This is a genomic window from Microbacterium sp. Y355, assembly GCF_059445345.1.
Genome location: NZ_JCAIUD010000001.1, coordinates 216,987 through 239,427, shown reverse-complemented (window position 1 = coordinate 239,427; position 22,441 = coordinate 216,987). Strand labels below are relative to the sequence as shown.

The 22,441-nt window shown below is 63.4% G+C and carries 25 protein-coding genes and 1 tRNA gene; 16 read left to right on the top strand and 10 right to left on the bottom strand.

The window, feature by feature from the left end; translation table 11 throughout:
- The first annotated feature begins 3 nt into the window (after positions 1-3).
- Together AC1C2O_RS01220 and AC1C2O_RS01215 are read left to right on the top strand one after the other, a co-directional pair.
- A complete protein-coding gene (locus tag AC1C2O_RS01220; RefSeq protein ID WP_495428607.1) occupies positions 4-1,032 on the top strand; it encodes an App1 family protein phosphatidate phosphatase in 1,029 nt (342 codons plus the stop codon).
- Positions 1,032-1,985 (top strand): 3-methyladenine DNA glycosylase, encoded by a 954-nt coding sequence (locus tag AC1C2O_RS01215; RefSeq protein WP_495428606.1) that lies wholly within the window; start codon positions 1,032-1,034, stop codon positions 1,983-1,985. The genes AC1C2O_RS01220 and AC1C2O_RS01215 overlap by 1 nt, the downstream gene beginning before the upstream one ends.
- On the opposite strand, the gene AC1C2O_RS01210 is transcribed toward AC1C2O_RS01215, so the two are convergent.
- From AC1C2O_RS01210 to AC1C2O_RS01195, 4 genes are read right to left on the bottom strand one after another with little or no spacing between them, the layout of a single operon-like run.
- Positions 1,889-3,100 (bottom strand): glycoside hydrolase family 3 N-terminal domain-containing protein, encoded by a 1,212-nt coding sequence (locus AC1C2O_RS01210; protein WP_495428605.1) that lies wholly within the window; start codon positions 3,098-3,100, stop codon positions 1,889-1,891. The two genes, AC1C2O_RS01215 and AC1C2O_RS01210, sit on opposite strands and share 97 nt — an antisense overlap.
- Positions 3,101-3,150: 50 nt before the next feature.
- The gene (locus AC1C2O_RS01205) at positions 3,151-3,807 is read right to left on the bottom strand and encodes an SDR family oxidoreductase (protein ID WP_495428604.1); all 657 of its coding nucleotides are present in this window, start codon (positions 3,805-3,807) and stop codon (positions 3,151-3,153) included.
- Between the two features lie 35 nt (positions 3,808-3,842).
- A complete protein-coding gene (locus AC1C2O_RS01200) occupies positions 3,843-4,373 on the bottom strand; it encodes a hypothetical protein (RefSeq protein ID WP_495428603.1) in 531 nt (176 codons plus the stop codon).
- Positions 4,370-5,161: a hypothetical protein gene (locus AC1C2O_RS01195; RefSeq protein ID WP_495428602.1), complete on the bottom strand. Its 792-nt coding sequence runs from the start codon at positions 5,159-5,161 to the stop codon at positions 4,370-4,372. Before AC1C2O_RS01195 ends, AC1C2O_RS01200 begins: the two co-directional genes overlap by 4 nt.
- Positions 5,162-5,209: 48 nt before the next feature.
- Here AC1C2O_RS01195 and AC1C2O_RS01190 point away from each other — a divergent pair, with 48 nt between their 5' ends.
- Positions 5,210-6,238 (top strand): DUF2804 domain-containing protein, encoded by a 1,029-nt coding sequence (locus AC1C2O_RS01190; RefSeq protein ID WP_495428601.1) that lies wholly within the window; start codon positions 5,210-5,212, stop codon positions 6,236-6,238.
- On the opposite strand, the gene AC1C2O_RS01185 is transcribed toward AC1C2O_RS01190, so the two are convergent.
- A complete protein-coding gene (locus AC1C2O_RS01185; RefSeq protein ID WP_495428600.1) occupies positions 6,225-7,295 on the bottom strand; it encodes an NAD(P)-binding domain-containing protein in 1,071 nt (356 codons plus the stop codon). The genes AC1C2O_RS01190 and AC1C2O_RS01185 overlap by 14 nt on opposite strands.
- A 139-nt stretch (positions 7,296-7,434) precedes the next feature.
- Here AC1C2O_RS01185 and AC1C2O_RS01180 point away from each other — a divergent pair.
- The 8 genes from AC1C2O_RS01180 to AC1C2O_RS01145 all read left to right on the top strand — a co-directional run bounded on the left by AC1C2O_RS01180 (position 7,435) and on the right by AC1C2O_RS01145 (position 13,807).
- Positions 7,435-7,510 (top strand) — tRNA-Ala (locus AC1C2O_RS01180).
- Positions 7,511-7,914: 404 nt separating this feature from the next.
- The gene (locus AC1C2O_RS01175) at positions 7,915-8,841 is read left to right on the top strand and encodes a hypothetical protein (RefSeq protein WP_495428599.1); all 927 of its coding nucleotides are present in this window, start codon (positions 7,915-7,917) and stop codon (positions 8,839-8,841) included.
- A complete protein-coding gene (locus tag AC1C2O_RS01170; protein ID WP_495428598.1) occupies positions 8,838-9,443 on the top strand; it encodes an RNA polymerase sigma factor in 606 nt (201 codons plus the stop codon). Before AC1C2O_RS01175 ends, AC1C2O_RS01170 begins: the two co-directional genes overlap by 4 nt.
- Positions 9,440-9,976, top strand: coding sequence for a hypothetical protein (locus tag AC1C2O_RS01165; RefSeq protein ID WP_495428597.1), 537 nt, complete (start codon positions 9,440-9,442; stop codon positions 9,974-9,976). Before AC1C2O_RS01170 ends, AC1C2O_RS01165 begins: the two co-directional genes overlap by 4 nt.
- Before the next feature lie 64 nt (positions 9,977-10,040).
- Entirely contained in the window at positions 10,041-10,727 is a 687-nt protein-coding gene (locus tag AC1C2O_RS01160; RefSeq protein ID WP_495428596.1) for a hypothetical protein, read from the top strand.
- Between the two features lie 133 nt (positions 10,728-10,860).
- Positions 10,861-11,994 carry a DUF4232 domain-containing protein gene (locus AC1C2O_RS01155; protein ID WP_495428595.1) on the top strand — a complete coding sequence of 378 codons (1,134 nt, stop codon included), beginning with the start codon at positions 10,861-10,863 and terminating at the stop codon, positions 11,992-11,994.
- A gap of 371 nt (positions 11,995-12,365) precedes the next feature.
- Positions 12,366-12,932, top strand: coding sequence for an RNA polymerase sigma factor (locus AC1C2O_RS01150; RefSeq protein WP_495428594.1), 567 nt, complete (start codon positions 12,366-12,368; stop codon positions 12,930-12,932).
- Positions 12,929-13,807 (top strand): hypothetical protein, encoded by an 879-nt coding sequence (locus tag AC1C2O_RS01145; protein WP_495428593.1) that lies wholly within the window; start codon positions 12,929-12,931, stop codon positions 13,805-13,807. Before AC1C2O_RS01150 ends, AC1C2O_RS01145 begins: the two co-directional genes overlap by 4 nt.
- Before the next feature lie 213 nt (positions 13,808-14,020).
- Here AC1C2O_RS01145 and AC1C2O_RS01140 read toward each other — a convergent pair whose 3' ends face one another.
- Entirely contained in the window at positions 14,021-14,650 is a 630-nt protein-coding gene (locus tag AC1C2O_RS01140; RefSeq protein WP_495428592.1) for a hypothetical protein, read from the bottom strand.
- A 146-nt stretch (positions 14,651-14,796) separates the two neighbouring features.
- On the opposite strand from AC1C2O_RS01140, the gene AC1C2O_RS01135 reads away from it, so the two are divergent.
- From AC1C2O_RS01135 to AC1C2O_RS01115, 5 genes are all read left to right on the top strand, one after another.
- Positions 14,797-15,753 (top strand): GNAT family N-acetyltransferase, encoded by a 957-nt coding sequence (locus AC1C2O_RS01135; RefSeq protein WP_495428591.1) that lies wholly within the window; start codon positions 14,797-14,799, stop codon positions 15,751-15,753.
- 110 nt (positions 15,754-15,863) lie between these two features.
- On the top strand, positions 15,864-17,018 hold the full coding sequence (locus tag AC1C2O_RS01130; RefSeq protein WP_495428590.1) for a calcium:cation antiporter: 1,155 nt from the start codon (positions 15,864-15,866) through the stop codon (positions 17,016-17,018).
- Positions 17,019-17,464: 446 nt separating this feature from the next.
- Positions 17,465-19,123 carry a sodium:solute symporter family protein gene (locus AC1C2O_RS01125; protein WP_495431637.1) on the top strand — a complete coding sequence of 553 codons (1,659 nt, stop codon included), beginning with the start codon at positions 17,465-17,467 and terminating at the stop codon, positions 19,121-19,123.
- Positions 19,120-19,254: a putative transporter small subunit gene (locus AC1C2O_RS01120; RefSeq protein ID WP_495428589.1), complete on the top strand. Its 135-nt coding sequence runs from the start codon at positions 19,120-19,122 to the stop codon at positions 19,252-19,254. The genes AC1C2O_RS01125 and AC1C2O_RS01120 overlap by 4 nt, the downstream gene beginning before the upstream one ends.
- 26 nt (positions 19,255-19,280) lie before the next feature.
- Entirely contained in the window at positions 19,281-19,622 is a 342-nt protein-coding gene (locus tag AC1C2O_RS01115; RefSeq protein ID WP_495428588.1) for a cupin domain-containing protein, read from the top strand.
- An 82-nt stretch (positions 19,623-19,704) separates the two neighbouring features.
- Here the strand turns inward: AC1C2O_RS01115 and AC1C2O_RS01110 are convergent, their stop codons facing one another.
- From AC1C2O_RS01110 to nadD, 4 genes are read right to left on the bottom strand one after another with little or no spacing between them, the layout of a single operon-like run.
- Positions 19,705-20,394, bottom strand: a complete 690-nt coding sequence (locus tag AC1C2O_RS01110) for an SDR family oxidoreductase (protein ID WP_495428587.1) — start codon at positions 20,392-20,394, stop codon at positions 19,705-19,707.
- 1 nt (position 20,395) lies between these two features.
- Positions 20,396-20,782, bottom strand: coding sequence for a ribosome silencing factor (rsfS, locus tag AC1C2O_RS01105; protein ID WP_495428586.1), 387 nt, complete (start codon positions 20,780-20,782; stop codon positions 20,396-20,398).
- On the bottom strand, positions 20,782-21,837 hold the full coding sequence (locus AC1C2O_RS01100) for a hypothetical protein (RefSeq protein WP_495428585.1): 1,056 nt from the start codon (positions 21,835-21,837) through the stop codon (positions 20,782-20,784). The genes rsfS and AC1C2O_RS01100 overlap by 1 nt, the downstream gene beginning before the upstream one ends.
- Positions 21,834-22,436 carry a nicotinate-nucleotide adenylyltransferase gene (gene nadD, locus AC1C2O_RS01095; RefSeq protein ID WP_495428584.1) on the bottom strand — a complete coding sequence of 201 codons (603 nt, stop codon included), beginning with the start codon at positions 22,434-22,436 and terminating at the stop codon, positions 21,834-21,836. The genes AC1C2O_RS01100 and nadD overlap by 4 nt, the downstream gene beginning before the upstream one ends.
- Between the last annotated feature and the right edge of the window lie 5 nt (positions 22,437-22,441).

The following is a 22,441-nucleotide window of genomic DNA, read 5'->3' as shown; positions in this document are numbered from 1 at the left end:
CTGATGCCTGAAGACAGCGCTAACACCACCAGGATCCACTGGTTCGCGCGCCTGGAGCACCGCCTGCACGTGTGGCGAGAGAGCCGGGCGCGTCGTCGTGGACGCACAGCAACGATGCTGCCGTTCGCCGGCTATGGCGGCAGCGGCTGGGTTCGCGTCGTCGGCCGTGTGCTGATCGTGCCGCCGCAGCGCCACACCGAGAATGGTGGCCAGCCCAGTGTGCGCGGGTGGAGAAGCTTCGTCGGCATCCCGGTGAGCTTCGCCAAGGTGCACGTCACGATCTCCGGTCGCACACACGATGTCATCGCCGACCGCGGTGGCGTGATCGACACAGTGATCAAGGCTGACCTCGCCGCCGGCTGGCAGACATTCACCATGACCGTCGAGAACCAAGACCCGGTCGAGGCGACCGCATTCATCGTCGGCGATGACGTGGGATTCGGCGTGCTCTCGGACATTGATGACACTGTCATGGTCACGGCGCTGCCTCGTCCGTTCATCGCCGCCTGGAACTCTTTCGTCGTCGACGAGCATGCCCGCCTTCCGGTGCCAGGCATGGCGGTGCTGCTTGAGCAGCTGGTGCGTCAGCATCCAGGAGCACCGATGGTCTATCTCTCCACCGGCGCGTGGAATGTCGCCCCGACGCTCAGCCGCTTCATGAACCGCCATCTGTTCCCCGACGGTTCCATGCTGCTCACCGACTGGGGGCCCACGCACGATCGCTGGTTCCGCAGCGGCCGAGAGCACAAGCTCAGTAACCTGCGCCGACTCGCAACAGAGTTCCCGCAGGTACGGTGGCTGCTGATCGGCGACGACGGACAGCACGACGAGTCGATCTACAGCGAGTTCATGCAGGAGCACCCGGATGCCGTCGCAGGCGTCGCCATCCGACAGCTCTCCGCAACCGAGGCCATCCTGGCCGGTGGTCGCGCCACCGACGACGACCATCCAGAAGGCACCACCCCGTGGGTCGAGGCGTCCGATGGTGCAGGCCTCCGCGAGCGGCTGACCGAGGCAGGCATCCTGCACTGATGTCTGCGTCGTCCCCGCTCGATCGCACGGCCTGGCACCTACGCGAGAGCGCTCATCACGAGCGCGCGGATTCGTTGACCTCCGCGCACCGTGAGCGCGCGGCGCGCGGTGAAAAGCATCCGGTCTGGGACTTTCTGCACACGTACTATTCCTACTCGCCCGCGCAGCTGCGGCGGTGGCATCCCGGCGCCGGAGTGCAGCTGGATGATGCATCGGAGCGGAGCGACTGGCGCTGGTACTCCCCCGGCCTGGTACCGAACTCAGTCATTCCCGACGCCAGCGCATTCGGACGAGAGAAAGCGCAGCTAGCGGAGCTTGTGGAGCGGATACTGCGTCGCACTGCCGCGCGACCAGGACAGTTCGGTTGCTTCGGCTTGCACGAGTGGGCAATGGTCTACCGTGACGATGCGCACCGGCATCCTGCACCCCTGCGCCTCGGTCAGGACGGCACTGACGCTGTCGTCGAGTCGAATGACCTGCGCTGCACGCACTTCGACGCATTCCGTTTCTTCACACCGGATGCCGTGCCACGCAATCGCCAGCTGCTGAGCCGGGCTGACCAGCCGGAGTTCGAGCAACCTGGATGTCTGCATGCCGGCATGGACCTCTACAAGTGGGCGATGAAGCTCGGGCCGCTCATCCCCGGCGAACTGCTGCTTGATACCTTCGAGCTGGCGCGGGATATCCGCCTGCTCGATATGGAGGCGGCGCCGTACGACCTCTCCGCCTGGGACGTGGTGCCTGTGCCGATCGAAACGGCCGAAGGCAAGGCAGAGTATGTGCGCAGACAGCGTGGTTTCGCCGAGCGCGGCAACGCGCTGCGCACGCGGATGCTGGATGCCTGGCTGGGTTCGGCTCAGGATGCTGGCGCGCAGTCCGCGCAAGGCGACCAGACGGCACTGGATGCTGCGCGCGCCAGCCGCAGTGTCATGACGCGCTCTGCGGCGTCCTGAAGGCGCTCCGAGGGAAGTTCTCCGGTCTCAACGGCAGCGACAATCCCCGCTGTCAACTGCGCTGCGCTCTCTGGCGTGGAGTGCGCGATCGCCAGTACGAGGTCGTTTCCCGCAGCGACTGCTACCACGGCATTGGCGACAGGATCGGCATACTCCGGGATGCCGGTGGACTGCAGCATCCCCAGGTCATCAGTCACGATGACCCCTTCGAAGCCCAGTTCATCGCGGGCGATCTCATGCCAGCGCGCGGAGAGGGAGGCGGGTGCGGAATCGACCGCGGTGTACGACAGGTGACCGAACATCAGCAGCGAAGCCCCAGCGTCGGTGCCCCCCATGAACGGCAGCGCGTCTGATTGCTGCCACTGTTCGAAGGATTTATCGGTGCTGGGGATCAGCTCGTGCGAGTCACCGGGTGCGGCGCCGTGGCCGGGAAAGTGCTTGAGCGTGGAGGCGACGAACGGCTCTTCAGCCGTGACGGCGGCGGCCACACGATCCGCCGCCGCCGCAGGGTCAGCGCCGAGCGAGCGCCCGAAGATGAACGACGACGTGTCTGCGGTGGTATCGGCGACGACGCCGAAGTTCACATTCGCACCGCCGCGTGCCACCAGTGAGGCTCGCGCGGCGAATGCCGCTGAGGTCTCGGCGGCAGGTCGGTCTTTCAACGTGGATGACGCGGCGAAATCGTCCCATGGCAGACGCGAGACGTACCCGCCTTCCTGATCTATCGCGATCAGTGGGGGCAGTTCCTCATCGACAGTGAGTGAGGCAGTCACCGCCTGCAACTCCGCCTCGCTGCCCGGCACGTTCGCGCCCATGAGGATGAAACCGCCGATACCGGTGCTCGACATGTACGCCGACAGCGCCGAGGGATCGGTCGATGGGATGTGACCCATCACGATGCTCGCGGCTTGCTGTGCGGTGGTCATCTCAGCGACGAGTTCCTCCGCCCGTACCGCCGGCCCGCCCGGTTCAGCCGGCTGCACGACTGCCGGCTGCACGACTGCGGGACGGATCTGCGCGACGGGTTGTGTCCGCGCGCTGGCAACGCCCGCTGTCGAGAGAACGACGATGCACGCGAGTGCACCTGCGACCCGGAGCGGGATATGACGGCGCATGCCTCCACCCTACGACGTGCCCTCGCACTGTCTCTCGCGGGATGGGATCCTCAGCGTGCCAGCGCCGTCGCGATGTCCTCGGATGACTCGGCAGTGCCATTTCCGAACCGAATAGTGCGTCCGATGGTGAGCGGCTCGTGCAGAGTTGCGGCAATCACCGCTGCGACATCGGCGCGCGAGACGGCACCATTGTCCGGCGCATCCAGATCGATGCGGCCGGTCGGATCGTCGAAGGTCAGGGTCCCCGGGCCGAGGATGGTGCCCTCGAGCGCTGTGCCGCGCAGATGCTCGTCGGCCGCCCATTTCGCGTCGGCATAGGCGAAGAAGGAGTCTTCAGGTGCAACGCCGTGGTCGGCGGTGGATCCCAGCCAGGAGACCATGACGTATCGTTTGACTCCGGCGAGCGCAGCAGCATCCATCGTGCGGATGGCCGCGTCGCGATCGACCGCGTAGGTGCGTTCCGGCGCCCCACCGCCCGCACCAGCCGACCACACCACGGCGTCATGTCCGCGGATGATCTCGGCGAGTGCCGCCACATCCAGCGTCTCAACATCGGCGACGAGAGCAGTGGCCCCGCCTGCCTCCACATCGGCGACGTGGTCTGGGTTGCGGATGACCGCGGTGACCTCGTCGCCACGAGCGACGAGCAGCGGAGCGAGCAGAAGTGCGATGCGGCCGTGGCCGCCGAAGACGATGACGCGGGACATGATGTTCTCCTTGCTTGTGACGGGGGCGACGCGAGTTACTGCGGCGATTGAGTGGTGTCGATGACGTAGGCCTGAGGGTGCGAGGGAAGGTAGCGGATGACCACCGGTTCACCCGATCCTACGTAAGAGCCTGTGTCCGGATGCACCGATGGTGTGAACGAGTCGTTGCGCAGGGTGTACTCGACACCGGCGCTGGAGGTGAAGCTGACCCATCCACCGTCGACTTCTCCCGTGGTGGGAACTCCGTTGTCGTGGATGTAGCCACGGGTGAGCGGCACACCAGTGGTTGCGAGGATGCCGAGAACAAGAGATACGAGCATCACAAGCCCCAGCGCGCCGAAGATGATGCGTCGGATTCGCGACAGCACCTCGATTCCGGGACGCCCCTGCGACGTGCTCGGGAGCCCTTCGCGTTCGCGGATATCTGCCAATGCGACGGAGACCTTCCGGGAACGCGCGGCCAGCATGAAGCATCCGACCATCGAAAACGCAGCGATGAAGGTGATCGCGTAGCCGTGCGTGACCGGAAAATTGACCAGCCAGACGAGCGAGTCGAGCAGATTCATCGGCCGACCTCCTGCTCGATCGTGATGGCAATCGTGTGTGGATCTTCACGCCTGTACATCGCCCACACCGGCGAGCCGACCTGCAACCGTGAGATCGCATCCGGATAGACAAACACCGTGGTGTCGGTCTCCCAGCTCGACTGACCATCCGGGGTCACCAGCACACGCAGCGCGAGCTCGCTCTGCCCTTCTCTGCGAGTACCGGTGGGGCGAGTGCTGAGAATCGAGGCCGGCGCCTGGATGCCTGAGGTGCGCGCCCGCACCTGCCGAGGTTCGATCAGACCGCGGCGGATGCGCCAGTCGAGCATTGCGTCCCGTACGACGAGGTCGGTCATGTCGGCGAGCGTGACCACGTCAGCATCGGTCACGCTGTAATGCACTGGCAACGGCATACCCACCTGAAGCATCGCTTCTTCGGCCGGCTCGAGCGTCCGACGCATATGACTGATGAACTCCACCCCGTCGGCGCCAGTGACTCGGAGGTAGATGTCGAACTGCGGCAGGTCATTCACGCGAATGCTGCCCCGGACGAGGTCCACGATCACCCCGACCCCGATCTCCGTGTCGCCACGCGGCGCCGCACGGCGACCAAATGCAGACGCCGCCCCAGCGATCGTCAAGATGATGCCCCAGCTGGTGCCGATGATGATCGGGGCGGTGAGCGGGTCATCGCTGTGGAAGGGAAGGATCGACTGCCGCTGGTCTATGCCGAACAGGCTCTCGCCCACCCAGATCAGCAGCCAGACCGACAACAGGAGCCAGATGATCGTGAACAGCGCGCGGATCATGCGTCCAGGCTATCCGGCTGCGGCCACAATGCGCCGTAGAATCTCTTCATGCTCGAGCGTGAGATCACTAATCGTGTGTCGCTCATCGGTGCAGACGGCCGGCTGAACCCGGCTGCCCTCGGGTGGACGCGCACCCCGCTGCATGACACCTCAGGCATCCCAGGTCGCGGCCACTGGGGCCGTAACAAGCGGTGGGAGTACTGGGGCATCATGACGCCCACGCACATCGTCGCGCTCACGGTCTCGTGCATCGACTATCTGTCGTTGCATTCCGTGTGGGTGTTTGACCGGGCAACGGGCGAGGAGATCGACACCACGGTTCTCTCCCCTGGCGGGCGCAGTGCGACACTGCCGGCATCCCTCGGCGATGGGCCGGCGAGGGCGCGCACCGGGAAGGTCACTCTCGACATCGATGAGATCGATGAGGATGCCGGGACCGCGGGAGGTACGCGGCTCCGCGGCACGGCGCCACGAGTGTCGTTCGACATCATTGCGGATCGACCACCCGGTCATGAGTCGATGGGCGTTGTCGTGCCGTGGCGGCGAGGCGACAGCATCCGTCATTTCCAGTACACGGTCAAGGATGTCGCGCGCCCTGCGCACGGCACACTCACGATCGATGGCAAGGCGCTCGACGTGCCCGACGGCAGCTGGGCAGTACTCGACCATGGTCGCGGACGCTGGCCGTATCAGGTGTGGTGGAACTGGGCGGCCGGCAGCGGGGTCGTCGATGGACGCGTGATCGGTCTGCAGCTCGGATCGAAGTGGACCGATGGATCAGGCGCAACCGAGAACGCGGTCGTCGTCGACGGGACGCTGTCGAAGATCAGTGAAGATTTGGTCTGGGACTACGACTCCGCCGATTGGATGAAGCCCTGGCATATTCACGGCGAGCGGGCGAATCTGACGTTCACGCCGTTCTACAACAAGCATTCACGGACGAACGTGCTCGTGATCTCTACACGCACAGATCAGTTGTTCGGCACCTGGAGCGGTTGGGTGCTGGATGCCGCCGACGAGCGCGTGCTGGTCGACGGGATCGAAGGCTGGGCCGAGGACGTCCTCAACCGCTGGTGACGCTGGTCGTCATCGTCTCGAGGGCGCGCTGCGCGCCCTTCGCAGCCGTGCGGCCTGCGCGGTTGGCGCCGATCGTGCTGGCGGAAGGTCCGTAGCCGACGAGCTGAATGCGCGGATCCTTGACTGCGGTCGTTCCGCGTCCGTTCCGATCTAATTGGATGCCACCTGATTCGCTGCGCAGGTGCAAAGGTGCGAGGTGTCCGATCGCCGGGCGAAAGCCGGTCGCCCAGAGAATTGCATCGACCTGTTCGAAGGAGCCATCCGCCCAACGCACGCCATCCGCTTCGATCCGCTGGAACATCGGACGACGGTCGGAGTAGGCGCCGAGTCGCTCTGCCTCGCGCTCCTGTTGACGCAGCATGAGCCCGGTGACGCTGACTACGCTCTGCGGCGGCAGTCCCTGCGCAACACGCAGCTCGACGAGGGCGACCGCAGCTGCTCCGGCATCGGGATTGAAGTCATCATCACGCCAGACCGGCTCTCGGCGGGTGGCCCAGAGCGTTTCTGTGATCGGTGCGAGTGCGCCGAGAAACTGAACAGCAGATGCGCCGCCACCCACGACGAGCACCCGCTTGCCCAGAAAGTGGTCAGGACCCGGATAGTCGATCGTGTGCAGTTGGTCGCCGACGAAGGTCTCCATGCCCGGGTAGTGCGGCAGGAAAGGCTGCGTCCACGTGCCGGTGGCGTTCACAAGAGTGCGGGTGCGCCATTCGCGCTCCCCGGCGTGCACGACGAGGATGCCGTCTTCGTCGGTGACATGATCGACGTGCACTGGACGGACGATGGGAAGAACATTTTCGCGCTCGTAGTCTGCGAAGGATGCCGGCACTGCGACGTTCGCACGTTTGCCATCGCGTGCCGGCGCCTGCGCATCGGGGAGTTCGGCAACGCCGTGCACGTCGACCATGGTGAGCGCGTCCCACCGATGCTGCCAGGCACCGCCCGGAGCATCGTTCGCGTCAAGGACCAGGTGATCGATGCCCAGGCGTTTCAGGTGGTACGAGGTCGACAGACCCGCTTGCCCTGCGCCGATCACGATGCTGTCCACGATCTCCATATCTATGGCAACGCATGCATCCGCAACAATGTTCCACCTCCCTCACGATGAAACACCCGGGCGCTGTGCCCGATTGGCGGACGCCGCTTCGAATGTTGTATTCTTTTCAAGTTGCCCCGTTCATCCGGGGCGCAAAGATGGGTCTGTGGCGCAGCTGGTAGCGCACCTGCATGGCATGCAGGGGGTCAGGGGTTCGAGTCCCCTCAGATCCACCAAAGAGAGAAGCCCCCGGGAAACCGGGGGCTTTTTCTTTCCCTCCGCGATGTCGGCCGAATGTTGAACTGCAGGTAGACGGCTGTCACCCGGGGCACTCTTTGCGAGGCGCTGTGAGCACGTGTCGTTTGAGCACGGTGCGTGCAGCGTTCACCCGGAGCCGAAGTCAGGCCGCGCCTTCCCGCAGGGGTCTTCTGCCCCGCGTGCAGCTTTCAACCCACCGCGTTGAACCCGAGTGATGATGACTGTGGACCGAAGTGGGGGCGACTTCGGACACTGAAAATCGAGCCATGACTACCTTTGCGCAGCGGGTATCGGTGGGGACATATGACCTGGCGGATGTAACGTTTTCGACGCTGCGGACACTTCAGAGTGAGGGATAACCTCGGAAGTGAACGGAGACACGATGGCGGCGAACATCAAGAAGCGACTCATTGTGGCAGCGATGGCGGGCGCATTCCTCGCCTCGTCGCTCAGTGCGTGCGCTGTGTCAGCGGGTACCGATCCGCAGATGGCGGAACCGGCGTCGTCGAACAGCGTTGAACTGTTGACGCCTGGACATCCAGTCACGGTCATCGATCGAGGTGATCGCGCTCAGCTCTGCCTTGGCGGAGTGCTGCAGTCCATCCCTCCCGGATGCGCGGACGGCCTCGATTTGGTCGGTTGGGACTGGGACGCGGTTCCGGGTGAATATGACGAGGCAGGGGGTACCCGATGGGGTGAGTACCTGGTCACGGGCACTTATGACACTGCTGCTGCGACACTCACAGTGGAATCAGTGTCAGACGGCGCCAATATCGTGCAGTCAGACGCTACGCCAGAACCGATGACATTCTCCACCAAGTGCACTGAGCCCGAGCACGGTTGGCAGATTGTCGACGAGTCGCGTGCGACGCTGGAAGCGTTGAACGCAGCAGTCGAAGTCGCTGCGCAGATGGAGGGCTACGCGGCCACATGGATCGACAACACCCTCGTTCCTCCTGTTCCTGCGAACACGGATCCATCGGATGGATTGGACCACTACGCGGTGCATGCGGGCCGCAACATCCTCAATGTCGCTATTCGCGGCGACGTGGCAGCGGCCGAAACGCGACTGAGAGAAGTCTGGGGTGGAGCGCTCTGTGTGGTCACCGCTGATCACACAGCGGAGGAACTGGACGCGCTTGTGCAGGAGATCGTGCACGAATATGGCGGGGCGGTGGGTTTTGACACCATGTCCGGAACTGTTTACCTCTCGGTGCCATACGACCGAGGCGGGACCCTGCAGCAGGAACTGGATGACCGTTACGGCGAAGGACAAATCGTGGTTCAACCCGCGCTGGAGCCGGTGTGAGCTCGACAGATCGTGACCTGGATGAAGGAGGAGATGGCGAGCTATGGGCGCGGGCGCTCGCAGGCGATGAGCACGCGTTCGCGACGGTGTTCGATCGGCATGTCGACCGTGTCCATCGGCACGCCCGACGCTTCACCATGAACATGGCTGACGCAGAAGACGTCACCGCGTTGGTGTTCTTGGAAGCATGGCGGGCACGCCGTCGTGTCCGCATTGTGGACGGCTCGGTCATCGCCTGGCTCCTGGTGACGGCGACGAACATCTCGCGCAACACGACCCGGTCCAGGATCCGTCACGAGAAGGCGCTGAACCGCCTGCGAGCGGAGCCTGTACATGATCATGCCGATGCCGTGTTGGAACGCGTGGCGTTGGAGGGGATGCGCGAGCCCGTTCGTATGGCGTTCGACCAGTTGTCGAGATCGGATCAGGAAGTGCTGGCGTTGTGCATTATCGAACAACTGCTGCCGCGCGAAGTGGCGACGATGATGCGGCTCCCTTCGGGAACGATCCGCACTCGACTGAATCGGGCGAAACAGCGTCTGCGCCTAGCGGTGGAGGTCACACACCCGGGCGCGCTCGAGGGCTGGATGGAGGCACGATGACTCGCGAGGATTCTCTCGATCCACAGTTCCGCGAACGGCTGCGCGGTGAGCTCGTGCGGGGCGTGCGTGCGGATGCGACACACCCCTCGAAAGCCCGACGCCGCCGCGCCGGATTAATTGGCGGGACGGGCATGGTTGTGCTTTCGGTCGGTACGTTCGGCGTCCTAGGGTTCCAGGCAGCGACATCGGCACCGGCGGAGAAGTCGACGGCGGAATCGTTGACAGTTCTGTGCGCCGACGGGGTCAACATCTCCGAAGGTCAGTCGGTCTTGGACGGGATTGAAAAAATCGTCGAGAGCGGCGGCGATGCCGACGTGCGGATGCTCGCGGCATGCGCCGAGCTGTGGGCAGACGGCACGCTGACGACCCGTGTCGAGCTACAGAGCATCCAGTCCGAGCAGCAGACGCCCACACTCGTCCCGCAGCTCACCCTGTGCACACTCCCGGATAGTACGTATACCGGAGTGCCCTTCACCTGCGAGGAGCTAGAGGCCTTGCTCAGCGTCGCCGAGGACGACTCCTCGACGCATTGATCCGGCTGCGAGTCGCTACATGCGGTGCAGTTCTGGCGCAAGCTCGAGCCAGAGCATCCAACTCGTGAGGGAGTTCAGGAGCATCAACGTGCACCCACTGCGTCATGAAGAGGGTCTTCGCCCGGCCGAGGCCGTGGCCCAACTGCTCGACCCGACGGGAAGCAGAGTGACGTCGGTCGTCCCGCCCGGCTACGAGTCGTATGTGCGCATCCTCAATCCGATCGAGCTTCGCGACGGCTCGACGGTGTCGTGGACGGATGCCGTGAACCGGAGCGGAGTCGAGCCTCGGGCTTGGATGCAGTGGCCCGAGTTCGAGACCGTTGAAGGTGTCGTGCTTCCCGACGGCGACGGGGAACCACGGATGGGAGACCCCCACGCTAGCCTCGCAATTGCGCTCATCGAGGCACTTCACGTGGATACAAGCATTCACTATTTCGCGACTTGGACCGGCTACGCCACGGAGTTCCGGGGGCCGGCAGTGATGTTTTCACCGTATCGGCGCGAGATGGTGCTCTATTCCGGCCCCTTGATCGACGAGGGTCAAGTTCCCCTCGTTCCGGCTACCGTGATCGGGCGTGTGCCGATGTACTGGTGGCCATCCGATCTCCGCTGGTTCGTCGGTCAAGACATCTACGCGCGAAGCCTCATCGTCGGATGTACACAGAGCACAGCGCTAACGATCCTTGATGCTCCCAATCTCGATGCGTATCCCATCAGCGCCTCAGATACCGTCCTCAACGAGGTGTTTTGACGGACAGCGTCAACTTGATCGGCTGTCGCATAACCTCGGTGTCTCGAAACCCATGGGGTATGAGCGGGCGCGGAAATCGTGACGATAGGGTCGAGGCATCCGCGCGTGCGTGGTGCTGACCGGAGGGAGTACGATGCGGCGTGGTCTGATCGGCGGAGGGGTGCTCGCCGTCCTGTGGTTCCTCTGCGGCTGGGCGCCGCACTTTCTGTACTCGGCCGGCGGGAGTATGGCGACGCTGGCTCAGCTCGTCCCCTCCCCCATGGGCCGCGGGGTCTTCGGAAGCCCAGTCCTGTGGGCGGCCGGCGTTCAGATGCTGATGGCGGCCGTGCTCGTCGCCGGGTTCGCTGTGCTTGCCTCCAGGTTCTCGGCAGGTCATGCTGCCTTCGCGGCCGGTTGGCTCTCCGCGGTTCTGACCGCCTTCGCCATCGGCGCTGCCCTGGATCTTGGAAATTTCGTCTCCTGGGTCGGTGCCTTCGGGGTCCGTGGCGCCGCAGGAACCATGGGTGCCGCACCTCTGACGACCTGGTGGGCCGCCCTGGTGGGGTGGATTCCGGCGCTCGTGTGGGTGCGGTCGGGACGGGTGAAGGACTCGGATTCGACGCCTTCGCGCCGTACCTCCGGTGTGACGGCGTCGACTGCCGTCGTTTCCCTGATCGCGGTCATCGCGCTGATCGGTCTTCCGTTCGCGGCCGTGGCTGGTCAAAACGCGACGCAGGAACAGCTACGCGAGGAACAGGCGGCGGCGCAGGGGCAAGCCGATCCGGAAGGGGCGGCTGCCCCGGATCCCTCCGCGGCAGGTGAACCGGTGCCGACCGCAGCGCCCTCCGAAGGCCTGTCGGCCGAAGATGCGTGCACGTCGACGAACACGACGATCCTGGCACCGGCGCCGGATGCCGCCACCGGACACCGAGGGCAGTCGCTGTCGCTCGTGAACGTCTCGGAGAAGGCGTGCGTCGTCGACGGGTATCCGGACATCGTTTACGGAGACCAGAACGAGCACCTTCTCGACGTGGTTGTCGAGCACGGCCGCTCGTTCATGGCGGAGGACCCAGGCGCATCGCCGGTCACCCTCCAGCCGGGCGAGTCGGCCTCGGCTGTGATCGGGTGGGATGCGAACTCGGTACACGGACAGCTTGCGGCCCGCAGTTTATGGATTGCCGTGCTTCCGGGAGAAGATCGGCTCTCCTGGGATACCCCGTTGGACATCATCTCCGGCGCGACCGTGCATGTGACCGCTTGGCAAGCCGCAATCCCGCCAGGGAGCTGACGCCGCTTCCTGTCATCGAGACCCCTACCGTTGGCCGAGACCGCACTTGGGACAGCGGTGAGATCGATCCGAGACAACAACAAGTCGCCTGCCTCCGTGCTCACAGCCAGCGCACTAACTATGATCGCGATCGCGACCCCAATCAAGATCGCGATCTGCATGACGTTTTGTCGTCGGGTCGCTGCAACACCGACGCTCACGAATCCACTGAGAACGGCGATCACCTCGTTCGACGCCCATAGAATTCGAGACCATCATGAACACGACCATCGCACTGGCGGCGTGACTGGAAACTGTCACCCAACCGTGCAGCAGTCCCATTCGTCGCGGAGAGGTTGTGACTATTCGGGCGGCTGCGGACATTATGAAGTGTGGCGGATGATTCGGATGAGATGGTGTGGGTGCTCGTGCTGGCGGGCGATATGCGTCGTTACGGCGTGATTTGGGACCGGCACCGTGACCGTGTCTTCCGTCATCTGATTGCGAGCGGCAATACCGCGAGTAACTCCGAGGACCTGACTGCGGCCACGTTCCTGGAGTCGTGGCGACGCCGGGGATCGGTGAGGTTCGTTGACGGGTCACTGCTGCCATGGTTGATCGTCACGGCGCAGAACGTGTCGCGGAACGCGGCCCGCGCGAGACGTCGCTATGACCGGTTCCTTGCGGCGTTGCCTGCCCCGCCCGTCGTGCCCGATCCTGCAGATCGGATCGCGGACCGCGCAGACGAAAAACTGGTCGCGCTGCGGGAAGCGATCGCGGCTGCACGCCCGGCGGACGCGAACCTTCTCGCGATGACGGCCCTGGAGGGTTTTACGATCCGTGAGGCTGCGACCGTGTTGGGGCTTACCGAGTCAGCTGCCAAGATGCGACTCTCTCGAATCCGCACACGACTGCGATCCGTCGTCGCTCCGCATCTGCTCACTGAAGGAGGGTCATGATGACAGGTTTCACCCCGGAACGCTCCGAGATCATCAGAGCGAACCTCATCAACCACGTCGCCGAGAACCCGCCCTCCCGCCGGAAGCGGAGGCTGTGGGCCGTGGGCTTTGTTCTGGTTGGCGCACTGGCAGGTGCCGGAGTATCTGCGGGAGCGTTCGCCGCCACCGGGATATTCACCGTGGCGCCGGCCCAACCGTCAGGGGAGCCCACACCCCGCTACTCGGATGCTGTCACGGCGCCCGCAGGCGTGATACCGGGCGCGCCCATCATCTCTCTGCTCGGCGAACCGATCAGCCGAACCGTCGAGACTGCGACGCAGATCTCGCTGCGAGACCGACCGGATGCGGCGACTCACGCCCGCGTCACGATCACGGCGTCGACCCAGGGATCCATCAACTGGGGCACCGATCCGGGCGGGAACAACCCTTCCGCGTCATGGAGCGCCGAGGACCTCTCCGCCGGCCCGAACTCCGCGGCCTGGTACGACTTCCCTTTAGATAGTTCCGTGGACACCTTGTACCTGACGCCCTCCGCGTTCACTGGGATCGTGACTGTTCAGTACGTCACCCACGTGCCCACCAGCCTCGGCATCAACGCGAACGGGCAGACATACGGCATCATGGGCTCAACTCAGGGCGACCCAGACCTGGTCAGCGTGGTCGGCATCGCACCAGATGGCTCAGCCGTCGAGGGATATGCGTTCGCGAACGAACTGAACTCCCCCAGCCCTGACCAAGAGGGAATGCCAACGAATCCAGATGAGGCACTGCGCTGGCAGGAAGAAGCCGCCGAGAAGTACCCGAACGGCTGGACGATCCCCGTCTACACCTCCGACGGCGAAACCGGGATCGGAGTCTTCCGTATCGCTGGGTAACGATCAGAACAGTGCCTCCCAGAGCGCTGACCGATGTGTCTCTGAACCTCAGCGCCTGACGTGTGGAGGTGTCGGTGAGTGGGCTCGCCACAAGGAGGCATCCGCGCGGATCGTGACCCCCGGGACCGTGACCTGGATACCTTGCGACACTGCCTGCCGTGTGAGAGGCGGTTGGTCGATGGTCCGTGACCGCCCGTGCGCCTGGGGAAGGGCTCACCACAAAAATCCGGGACGAACCTCTGCCACACCCTTCAGCTCGCGCTGGAGCTGATCGACAAGCAGCACGCCCCGCTCGCGCCAGCCGTTGGGATCGGCGAGCGGTTCATCCACTTGTCTCGTCAGCCACTCCTCGTTCCAATCAAACAATGCAGAGCCCAAATCAGGTGAGATATCGATGGAGCTGACGCCGAGGCGGTATTCGTCGGAGAAGTCCTCCCACAGCGGCCAGCCGCTGATCCACTCGGGGAACACGCGAAGCAGTCGCAGGCCATTGGGTAGGAGTGGTTGCAACCCGCGTTGAGTCCTGGCCAACAGGTAGCGGCTCTGCATCTGTCGGCGGAGCAGCCATTGACGTGCAGTGACAGGAGTGTCGTTGTAATCCATCCCAGAAAGCCAAATCAACCCGCGTGCACCATGCGAGTCGTCATCCACGATCGCCAACGACCAGAAGTGTTGGTCGCCGTTCGAAAGCGCATGCGCGGAATCCATGGCTTCGTCGAGGGTGGCGTCGACGAGGTCTACGGCTGTCGCTTGGTTGTCAGGGCCCTTGAACACCAGGATGCGGAAGCGAGGGTCGTCACGCTCCCATGTGGAGTCCCGCTCATCGACATACTCGCCGCGCATGAGGACAGAGTACGTGACGGGCTGCCGGCGCTTGAACGGCAGGTGCTGCTAAAGAGGTGCCAAAACAGAATCTGGAAGAATGCACACCTGTGCCGTCTTGGCCGTTGAGTAGTTGAAAGTCGTGTGATCCCCCTATGAGCTTGCATGTGGAAGTCGTCGACCGGATGAATGTCCGCCAGCTCCTCCAATGGAACAGCGTGCTGCGCGATGGGTATGCGGCCGGTCGTCAGCAAGTCTGGTTCCGTAGCGATGACGCAACGCTCGCTCAGTTTCAGAATCCGCACCCGACACGAACCTCGGCACTTCTTATGGCCAAGATCGGTGACGTACCGGTCGGCGCGGCCGAAGCGAGCGTCATTCCGAACGAGCCGGCAGACGTGGAGATCGCTGTCCTGGACAGCTTTCGACGACGTGGCGTTGCCCGGATGCTGCTTAATGCCGTGCGCGACATGCTGCGAGGCACAGCCACCGTCATTCAGACCGAAACCTATTCTGATGCTGGGGTGACATTCGCGCGCGCAGAAGGGCTAAGCATCGGCAATCGCGAAAGTCGACAGATTGTGGATCTCCCTTTCCCGACAGCGCAACTTGCAGCATTTCCGGACGCGCCTGCGGGCATTAACGTGCGTTCCTGGTGCGGGCGTTGTCCCGATGAAATTGTCAAGAACTGGGCCTGGCTGCGCGCAGGGATGTCTGACGACGTTCCGATGGGCGACCTGAGCCGCATTCCGGCGAACATAGACGTTGATGCAGTGCGCCGAAATGAGCGACGTATGCACGATCAGGGCTACATCCTGGTGCGAAGTCTGGCATGCACGGACGGCGACGGTATTGGCTACACCGAGATCCTCCTTTCGCGTTCAGATCCGGAGATTGTGCATCAGGATGACACTTTCGTCGACAAGAGCTTTCGCGGTCGAGGTATCGGCCGCGCTCTGAAGACTGCCAACCTCCGTCTGCTCATGAGCCTGCCCGAGAGTGTGGAATCACGATCCCTGCAGACGTACACGGCGCTAACCAATGAGCCCATGCTCGCGCTTAACAAGTCTGTCGGCTTCTACGGAGTGGACACCCTCACGGTCCTGGAGGGGCCACTGAGCTGAGGTACTAGGGAGCGATCACCGGCATTTGCTACCCTCGATACTCAATGACACCGAAGGACGACCTTCGGCAGCTGCATCATCAAGGGGACGGCCCCACCAAGGAGCCCGTGATGTCCCCCACAGATCTCAAGCAGTTGGTCGGAGCGACCGACATCGTCCGCGTAGTGCTCGGCTGGGGCGCATTCGGCGCACTGCTACTCGCCCGCCCCCTGCTCGATGCGCCTGTCCCGGCGCCGCTGCTGCTCATTGCGCTCGCCATAATCATCGGCGTGATCCTGGTCTGCGCGTTCGGAGTTGTGAAACAGGCGGAAGCGCTCGCCCATCGCCTCGGCGATCCGTACGGCTCGCTGGTACTCACCCTCTCGATCGTGCTCATCGAGGTGATACTCATCTCAGCCGTCATGCTTGGTCCTGGCGAGCATGCCACGATCGCCCGTGACTCCGTCATGGCGGTGTCGATGATCATCCTCAACCTCGTCATCGGGCTCGCGCTCCTCGTCGGCGGTATCCGTCACCGAGGGATGACTCACAACCGAACCGGCACCTCGGCATATCTCGCAATGCTCGTCGTGCTCGTTGCACTCGCGTTCGCCCTGCCCGCGCTCATCGGCGAGAACGGCTCGTACACACCGGCCCAGCAACTCCCGATCATCGTCCTCACTCTCGCGCTCTACGTATTCTTCCTGTTCCGACAGATGGGATCGCAAGCAGGCGACTTCATCGAGGTCGACGAACGGGGTACACCTCGACCGCAGCATCCTGCGACAACGGCACCAGAAGCGCCCGGCATCCAGCAGGTGATCCGCGAGCACCGCACCGAGGTGATCGTCCGCCTCGCCCTGCTGGTGGTCACCGTCATTCCGATCGTGTTGCTATCGCACGACATGGCAGCGCTTCTGGACGACGGGCTCGGCCGCATCGGTGCGCCCGCCGCGCTCGCTGGCGTTCTCATCGCCGCCATCGTGTTCCTCCCCGAGTCCATCACTGCCGTGCGGGCGGCGCTGAGCGGCGAAGCCCAACGGGTGAACAACCTCTGCCACGGCGCACTCGTCTCGACTGTCGGACTCACAATCCCGGCGGTTCTCATCATCGGAATGTTCACGGACCAGACCGTAATCCTGGCGGAGTCCCCCGCGAACCTTCTGCTGCTTGGTGCGACGCTATTGCTCTCCGTGACCACGTTCGCTGCAAAGAGGGTGACCGCGATGCATGGCGCGACGCACCTCGCACTCTTCGCCGTCTACGCCATCGTGCTCTTTAGCTGAGTCTGTTTGCGGGGGCCGGAAGGCGCGTGGGCTCGGGCGCGCCAAGACCTTGCTATGGTGTAAAGGATGTTCGTGTCCGCATGAGCAGGGAGCGCGTGTGCGCTCTCACGCGATAAACGCGCCCGACTGCGCGCCGAACGCAACCGATCTACTTCCCATTCGAGGATGCCTCTTAGTTTGGCGCGCCTCGAAACACCCGAACCGAAAGGAGTCGCACCCCGGGTCTCTCGTCTGTGTGCTGCCATGCACCTCAGTGATCCAGGTTCGTTCGCCCTCATGCTGACAGCATCTATGCCCCAAATGTCCATTACTCGCACCGCTTACTTCTCCCCCACTTAGCGCGCACTTTCTCTTTTCGAACAGCGACTTCTGTCGCATCAAAGACGAGAAAGTGAGACCCGGTGGGCGACCTCCAAACACTGTCAGGACCAATCGTGATCCTGCTCATGCTGCTGTTCTTCGGCGGCAGCCTGTACATGTCCATCCGCATCTCCCGGAAGAAGGAGAACGCCGACGGGTACATGACTGGCGGCGGCAAGATCGGATTCGGCATCTCGGCCGCATCCATGACTGCGACCTGGATCTGGGCATCATCAATGTATGCCTCGGCCACGTCCGGTTACACCTACGGCATCTCCGGCCCCATTCACTACGGGCTCTGGGGCGCGTTGATGATTCTGCTCATCTACCCCTTCGGCCGACGCATCCGCAAGGTGGCGCCAAAGGCGCACACCATCGCCGAGGTCATGTTCGCCCGGCACGGACGCTCCAGCCAGCTCATGCTCGCGGGCTCCAACGTGCTCGGCAGCATCATCAGTCTCACCTCCAACCTGATCGCAGGTGGCGCGCTCATTTCGATGCTGTCGCCGTTCACGTTCACGCAGGGCATCGTCGCAATCGCGATCGGCGTTCTTGCATACACGCTGTGGTCCGGATTCCGCGCGTCGGTACTCACCGACTTCGCGCAGGTTCTGGCGATCTTGGGCGCGGTGGCGATCATCGTCCCGGTGATCTTCTTCGCCGCCGGCGGTCCTGACCTGTTCGTCACCGGTGCGAAAAACCTGACCCCGCAACAGGGCGACTTCTTCTCGTCCGACGCGTTCTTCAACCAGGGTGCGCCGTACATCGCGGCCGTGCTGGCATATGCGATCGGCAACCAGACCATCGCACAGCGCCTGTTCGCCGTGCGGGAAGACCTGATCAAGAAGACGTTCATCACAGCGACGTTCGGCTACGGAGCATCCATCATCGGTATCGGCATGCTGGGCGTCCTCGCCCTGTACGCGGGTATTGAGCCGATGGACGGCGACGTCAACAACCTGATCCCGCAGATGGCGGCGACTTACCTCCCGCCTGCACTGATCTGTGTGTTCTTCGTGATGATCATCGGCTCGCTGTCGTCGACAGCGGATGCCGATATGACGGCGCTCTCATCGATCGCGATGGCAGACATCTATGGTCAGAACATCGCCGGCAAGAAGAACGCCAATCCGAAGACGATGCTGCTCGTGGGACGACTGACGATGGTCGGTGCCACCGTGGCTGCGCTCTGCTTCGCGACGATGCAGTTCAACATCCTCGATCTGCTGGTGTTCGTCGGTGCGATGTGGGGAGCCCTCGTGTTCCCCGTGATCGCAAGCTTCTACTGGAACCGCGTCACCAACGTCGCATTCAGCGTCGCCGTGGCCACTGCCCTGGCTGTGTTCCTGCCTGTGCGCTTCGAGTGGATCGACCTTTCCGGAGGCTTGGGCATCGCCAGCGATGTGCTCTCCGTAATCGGTGTGGGCGTGGTGCTGGCGCTGATGTCGTTCGGATTCTTCGGACTCCGGGTGGCAGTCGTGGTCGGCATCATCTCCACCGTGGCGGTGGCTCCGTTCGGGATCGGCTTCCTGCACACCTACCCGGTGCTGTCGGGTTCGCTGGTTGCCTACGCGGTAAGCACCATCGTCTGTGTCGCGCTGACCATGCTGAACAAGAAAAAGAGGTTCGACTTCGCCCTGATCGCCCAGCGCACTGGCGAATTCGACCCTGTGGATACTGGGGTCATCGATGTTAATGACGCGGATGCCGCCGTCAGCGGCGCATTCGCAGGAAAGGACGCATGATGGAAATCATCATTCTGACCGCATACGTGCTCGTGTGGCCGGTGGTCGTCATCGGTGTACTGGTCGTGATCGTCCGTGCATTTATGAAGGACGCACGCGAAGCGAAGCGTGAGGGTCGTCAGATTATCTGACCCCTCGGAGATCGGAGAGTGCGATGATGAGCGACATGCTGGTCAATCTCCATACGCTGCAGGAACAGTTGCTGTCGACTGCGCGTGAGTCTCATGCGCGCCGCGCTGCTAAGACCGTGTACGGCGGCCGTGAGGCGATTCTGCGGCAGACAGCGATGGCTCTACTCGCCGATCAGGAACTGCCCGAGCATGACAGTCCTCCCGAGGCGACGCTGCAGGTGCTGACCGGGCACCTGCAGCTTCGCGGCCGGGATCGACACTGGGATCTCAGTGCCGGTGACATCATCCCGATTCCACCCGAACGGCACAGTGTCATCGCGCGGGAGGACAGCGTCTTTCTACTGACGGTGCGCCGCTCGGCAGACTGAAAATGGAGTAGTTGGTGGCGCCGGGCGAACAGAGCGGCGCTACCAACTGCGCAGTTGATCTCGGATCGGCGATCCGTAGTCGTTAGACGCCCGGTCGCACCGAAAGATCGGTGACCTGAGCATCGCGCGGAAGATCAAGGACCGTGAGAATCGCGGTCGCGACTGATTCCGGATCGATAAAGCGCTCCGCGTGATACTCGTTGCCCTCTTGATGGTGCACGCGCGCCTGCATCGGTGTCGCTGTGCGCCCCGGGAAAATCGAACTGACCCGCACCCCGTGCTCGGCTTCCTCGTCACGCAGCGCATCGGCGAGAGCCTTGAGACCGTGCTTGGATGCCGCGTATGCCGACCACTCCGCGTGGGCGCGAAGACCGGCGCCGGAGTTCACGAACACCACCTGCCCATGAGACACCCGCAGCACCGGCAGCAGCAGACGCGTGAGCTCAGCTGGCGCGATCAGGTTGACAGCCAACTGCTGCTCCCAGAGAGTCGGAGCAAGGTCTGCCACGCGACCGAGGTCGACAACTCCTGCAACGTGCACAAGAGAGTCAATGCGCTCCGGAAGATTCTGCTTCGACAGCGCCCACGACAGCCGCCCAGGCTGGCTCAGATCACCGACAAGTGTTGAGGCACCAGGGAACTGCGCCGCAATCTCACGGGCGCGACCGATGTCGCGTGCAACCAGCACCAACTCATCACCGCGATCATGCAGGCGGCGAGCAAGCGCGGCGCCGATGCCTGATCCGGCACCGGTGAGCAGGTGCACGCCCACGTCAGGGACGTTCGGTTACGGGTGCGGTCTCGGAGAGCTCGAAGGGCACGACTGGGCAGTCCTTCCAGAGGCGCTCCAAGCCGTAGTAGACGCGCTCCTCCGAGTGGAAGACATGCACGATCAGGTCGCCGAAGTCGAGCAGCACCCAGCGGGCCTCCGCTCGGCCCTCACGGCGCACGCGCTTGTGGCCAGACTCGATGAGTCTGTCTTCGATTTCGTCGGCGATCGCGGCGACGTTGCGCTCACTGTTTCCGGTGACGAGCAGGAAGATGTCGACGAGCGGAAGTGGTTCCGACACGTTCAGTGCGACAAGGTCCTCTCCGCCTTTGGATACTGCGGCGTCTACTGCGAGCTGCAGCATCTCTTCGGCTGTTTCAGGTGACTGCATTAGGAGAGCACATTCATGGTGAAGGCGATGACCAAGGCCGCCGCCAGGACGAGCGCCAGACCACCGGCGGTAATCGCCAGGATCAGCATGAGCTTGTTGCCTTTTTCGGGCGCCGGCGGTCGGATGACCTCGCCGGCAGGTTTGATCGTACTGATCGCAGCGCTGGCTGCGATCGGGGTCGGGGAGGATGCCGGCGGCAGCTCACCGTCAATGAGAACGGCGTCGACTTCCTTGCCGTCTGTAGTACCGTGCGCGTGGCCTTGCGAGCCGATTCCCTGGGGCAGCTCGTAGCTGCCGGTGACCAGCACCTCACCAGTGGACGCGACGGGGCCGGAAAGCGAACGTTCGCCCGCCGACGGAGTAAAGATCAGTGTGTTCGGTGCGAGGTTCTGCGAACCGCCTGAGCCCGAGGTGATCAGATCATCAAACGAAGGGCTGAAGGTGGGCACATCAGACGGCTCATTGATCAGGCCACGGCCGAAGGTCGGGCTGACGATGGGACGTTCTCCGGTGACTACCGGCTCGGCGACGAGAAGTTCGTCGTCGGCATCGTCGGCGTCTTCAGCAGTGTCAGTGGCGGTGTCACCAGCAGTGATAGCGGCACTGACCGGCGCGACATCGACAACTTCTTCGTCGACGTCATCGTCGTCTTCCACTACAACAAGGTCTTCGCTGACCAGCTCATCGGCGATCGGTACTTCTTCGATCGGCTCTTCTTCGATCGGCTCTTCTGCGATCGGCACGGATCCAGTGCGAATCTGCTCCTGCTGACGCACCCGACGGCGGGTCAACGGCGCATCGCTTGAAGCGACGTCGGTACCAGGCTGAGGCGCGGGCGGGACATCGGCGGTCTCGGGTGGGCTCGACGGTGCAGCTTCCGCTTCAGCTTCCGCTGCGGCCGCGGCCGCGGCCGCAGCGGCGGCCGCGGCCGCGGACTCAGCCTGAGCCGCAGCAGCTTCATCCTCAGTGATCACCGGCGTGGAGCCGGTGAGACGTATCTCCCGCAGCTGTTTGCGGGTCAGCGGCAGATTTCCCTGCTGATCCGATGTACTCATGCCTTGCTCCGATACAGATGATGCTTCGCTATGTACTGAACGACTCCGTCTGGGACGAGATACCAGACGGGTTGATCGTCGCCCACACGCTCACGACATACTGTCGACGAGATCGACAGGGCCGGAACCTCAAGTTGGCTGACGTTCTCGCTCGGGAGGCCATCTGTGCTCAGAACGTGTCCTGGACGAGAGACCGCGACGAAATGAGCCAACTCCCACAACTCATCATGGTCCCTCCAACTGAGAATTTGCGCTACGGCGTCCGCACCCGTGATGAAGAAGAGCTCCGCACCGGGACGATCGCGCTTCAGATCGCGCAGGGTATCGATCGTGTAAGTCGGCCCCTCACGCGCGATATCGACGCGACTCACGGTGAACCGTGGATTGGATGCCGTCGCGATCACCGTCATGAGATAACGATGCTCACTCGGGGTGACGTGCGACTTCTGCCAGGGGTGACCGGTCGGGACGAACACAACCTCGTCAAGATCGAAGGAGTGCGCGACTTCACTTGCCGCGACCAGGTGCCCGTGGTGGATCGGGTCGAACGTCCCGCCCATCACTCCAATGCGGGGGGCACGCGTGGTCGTTGTCTCCATGCGCC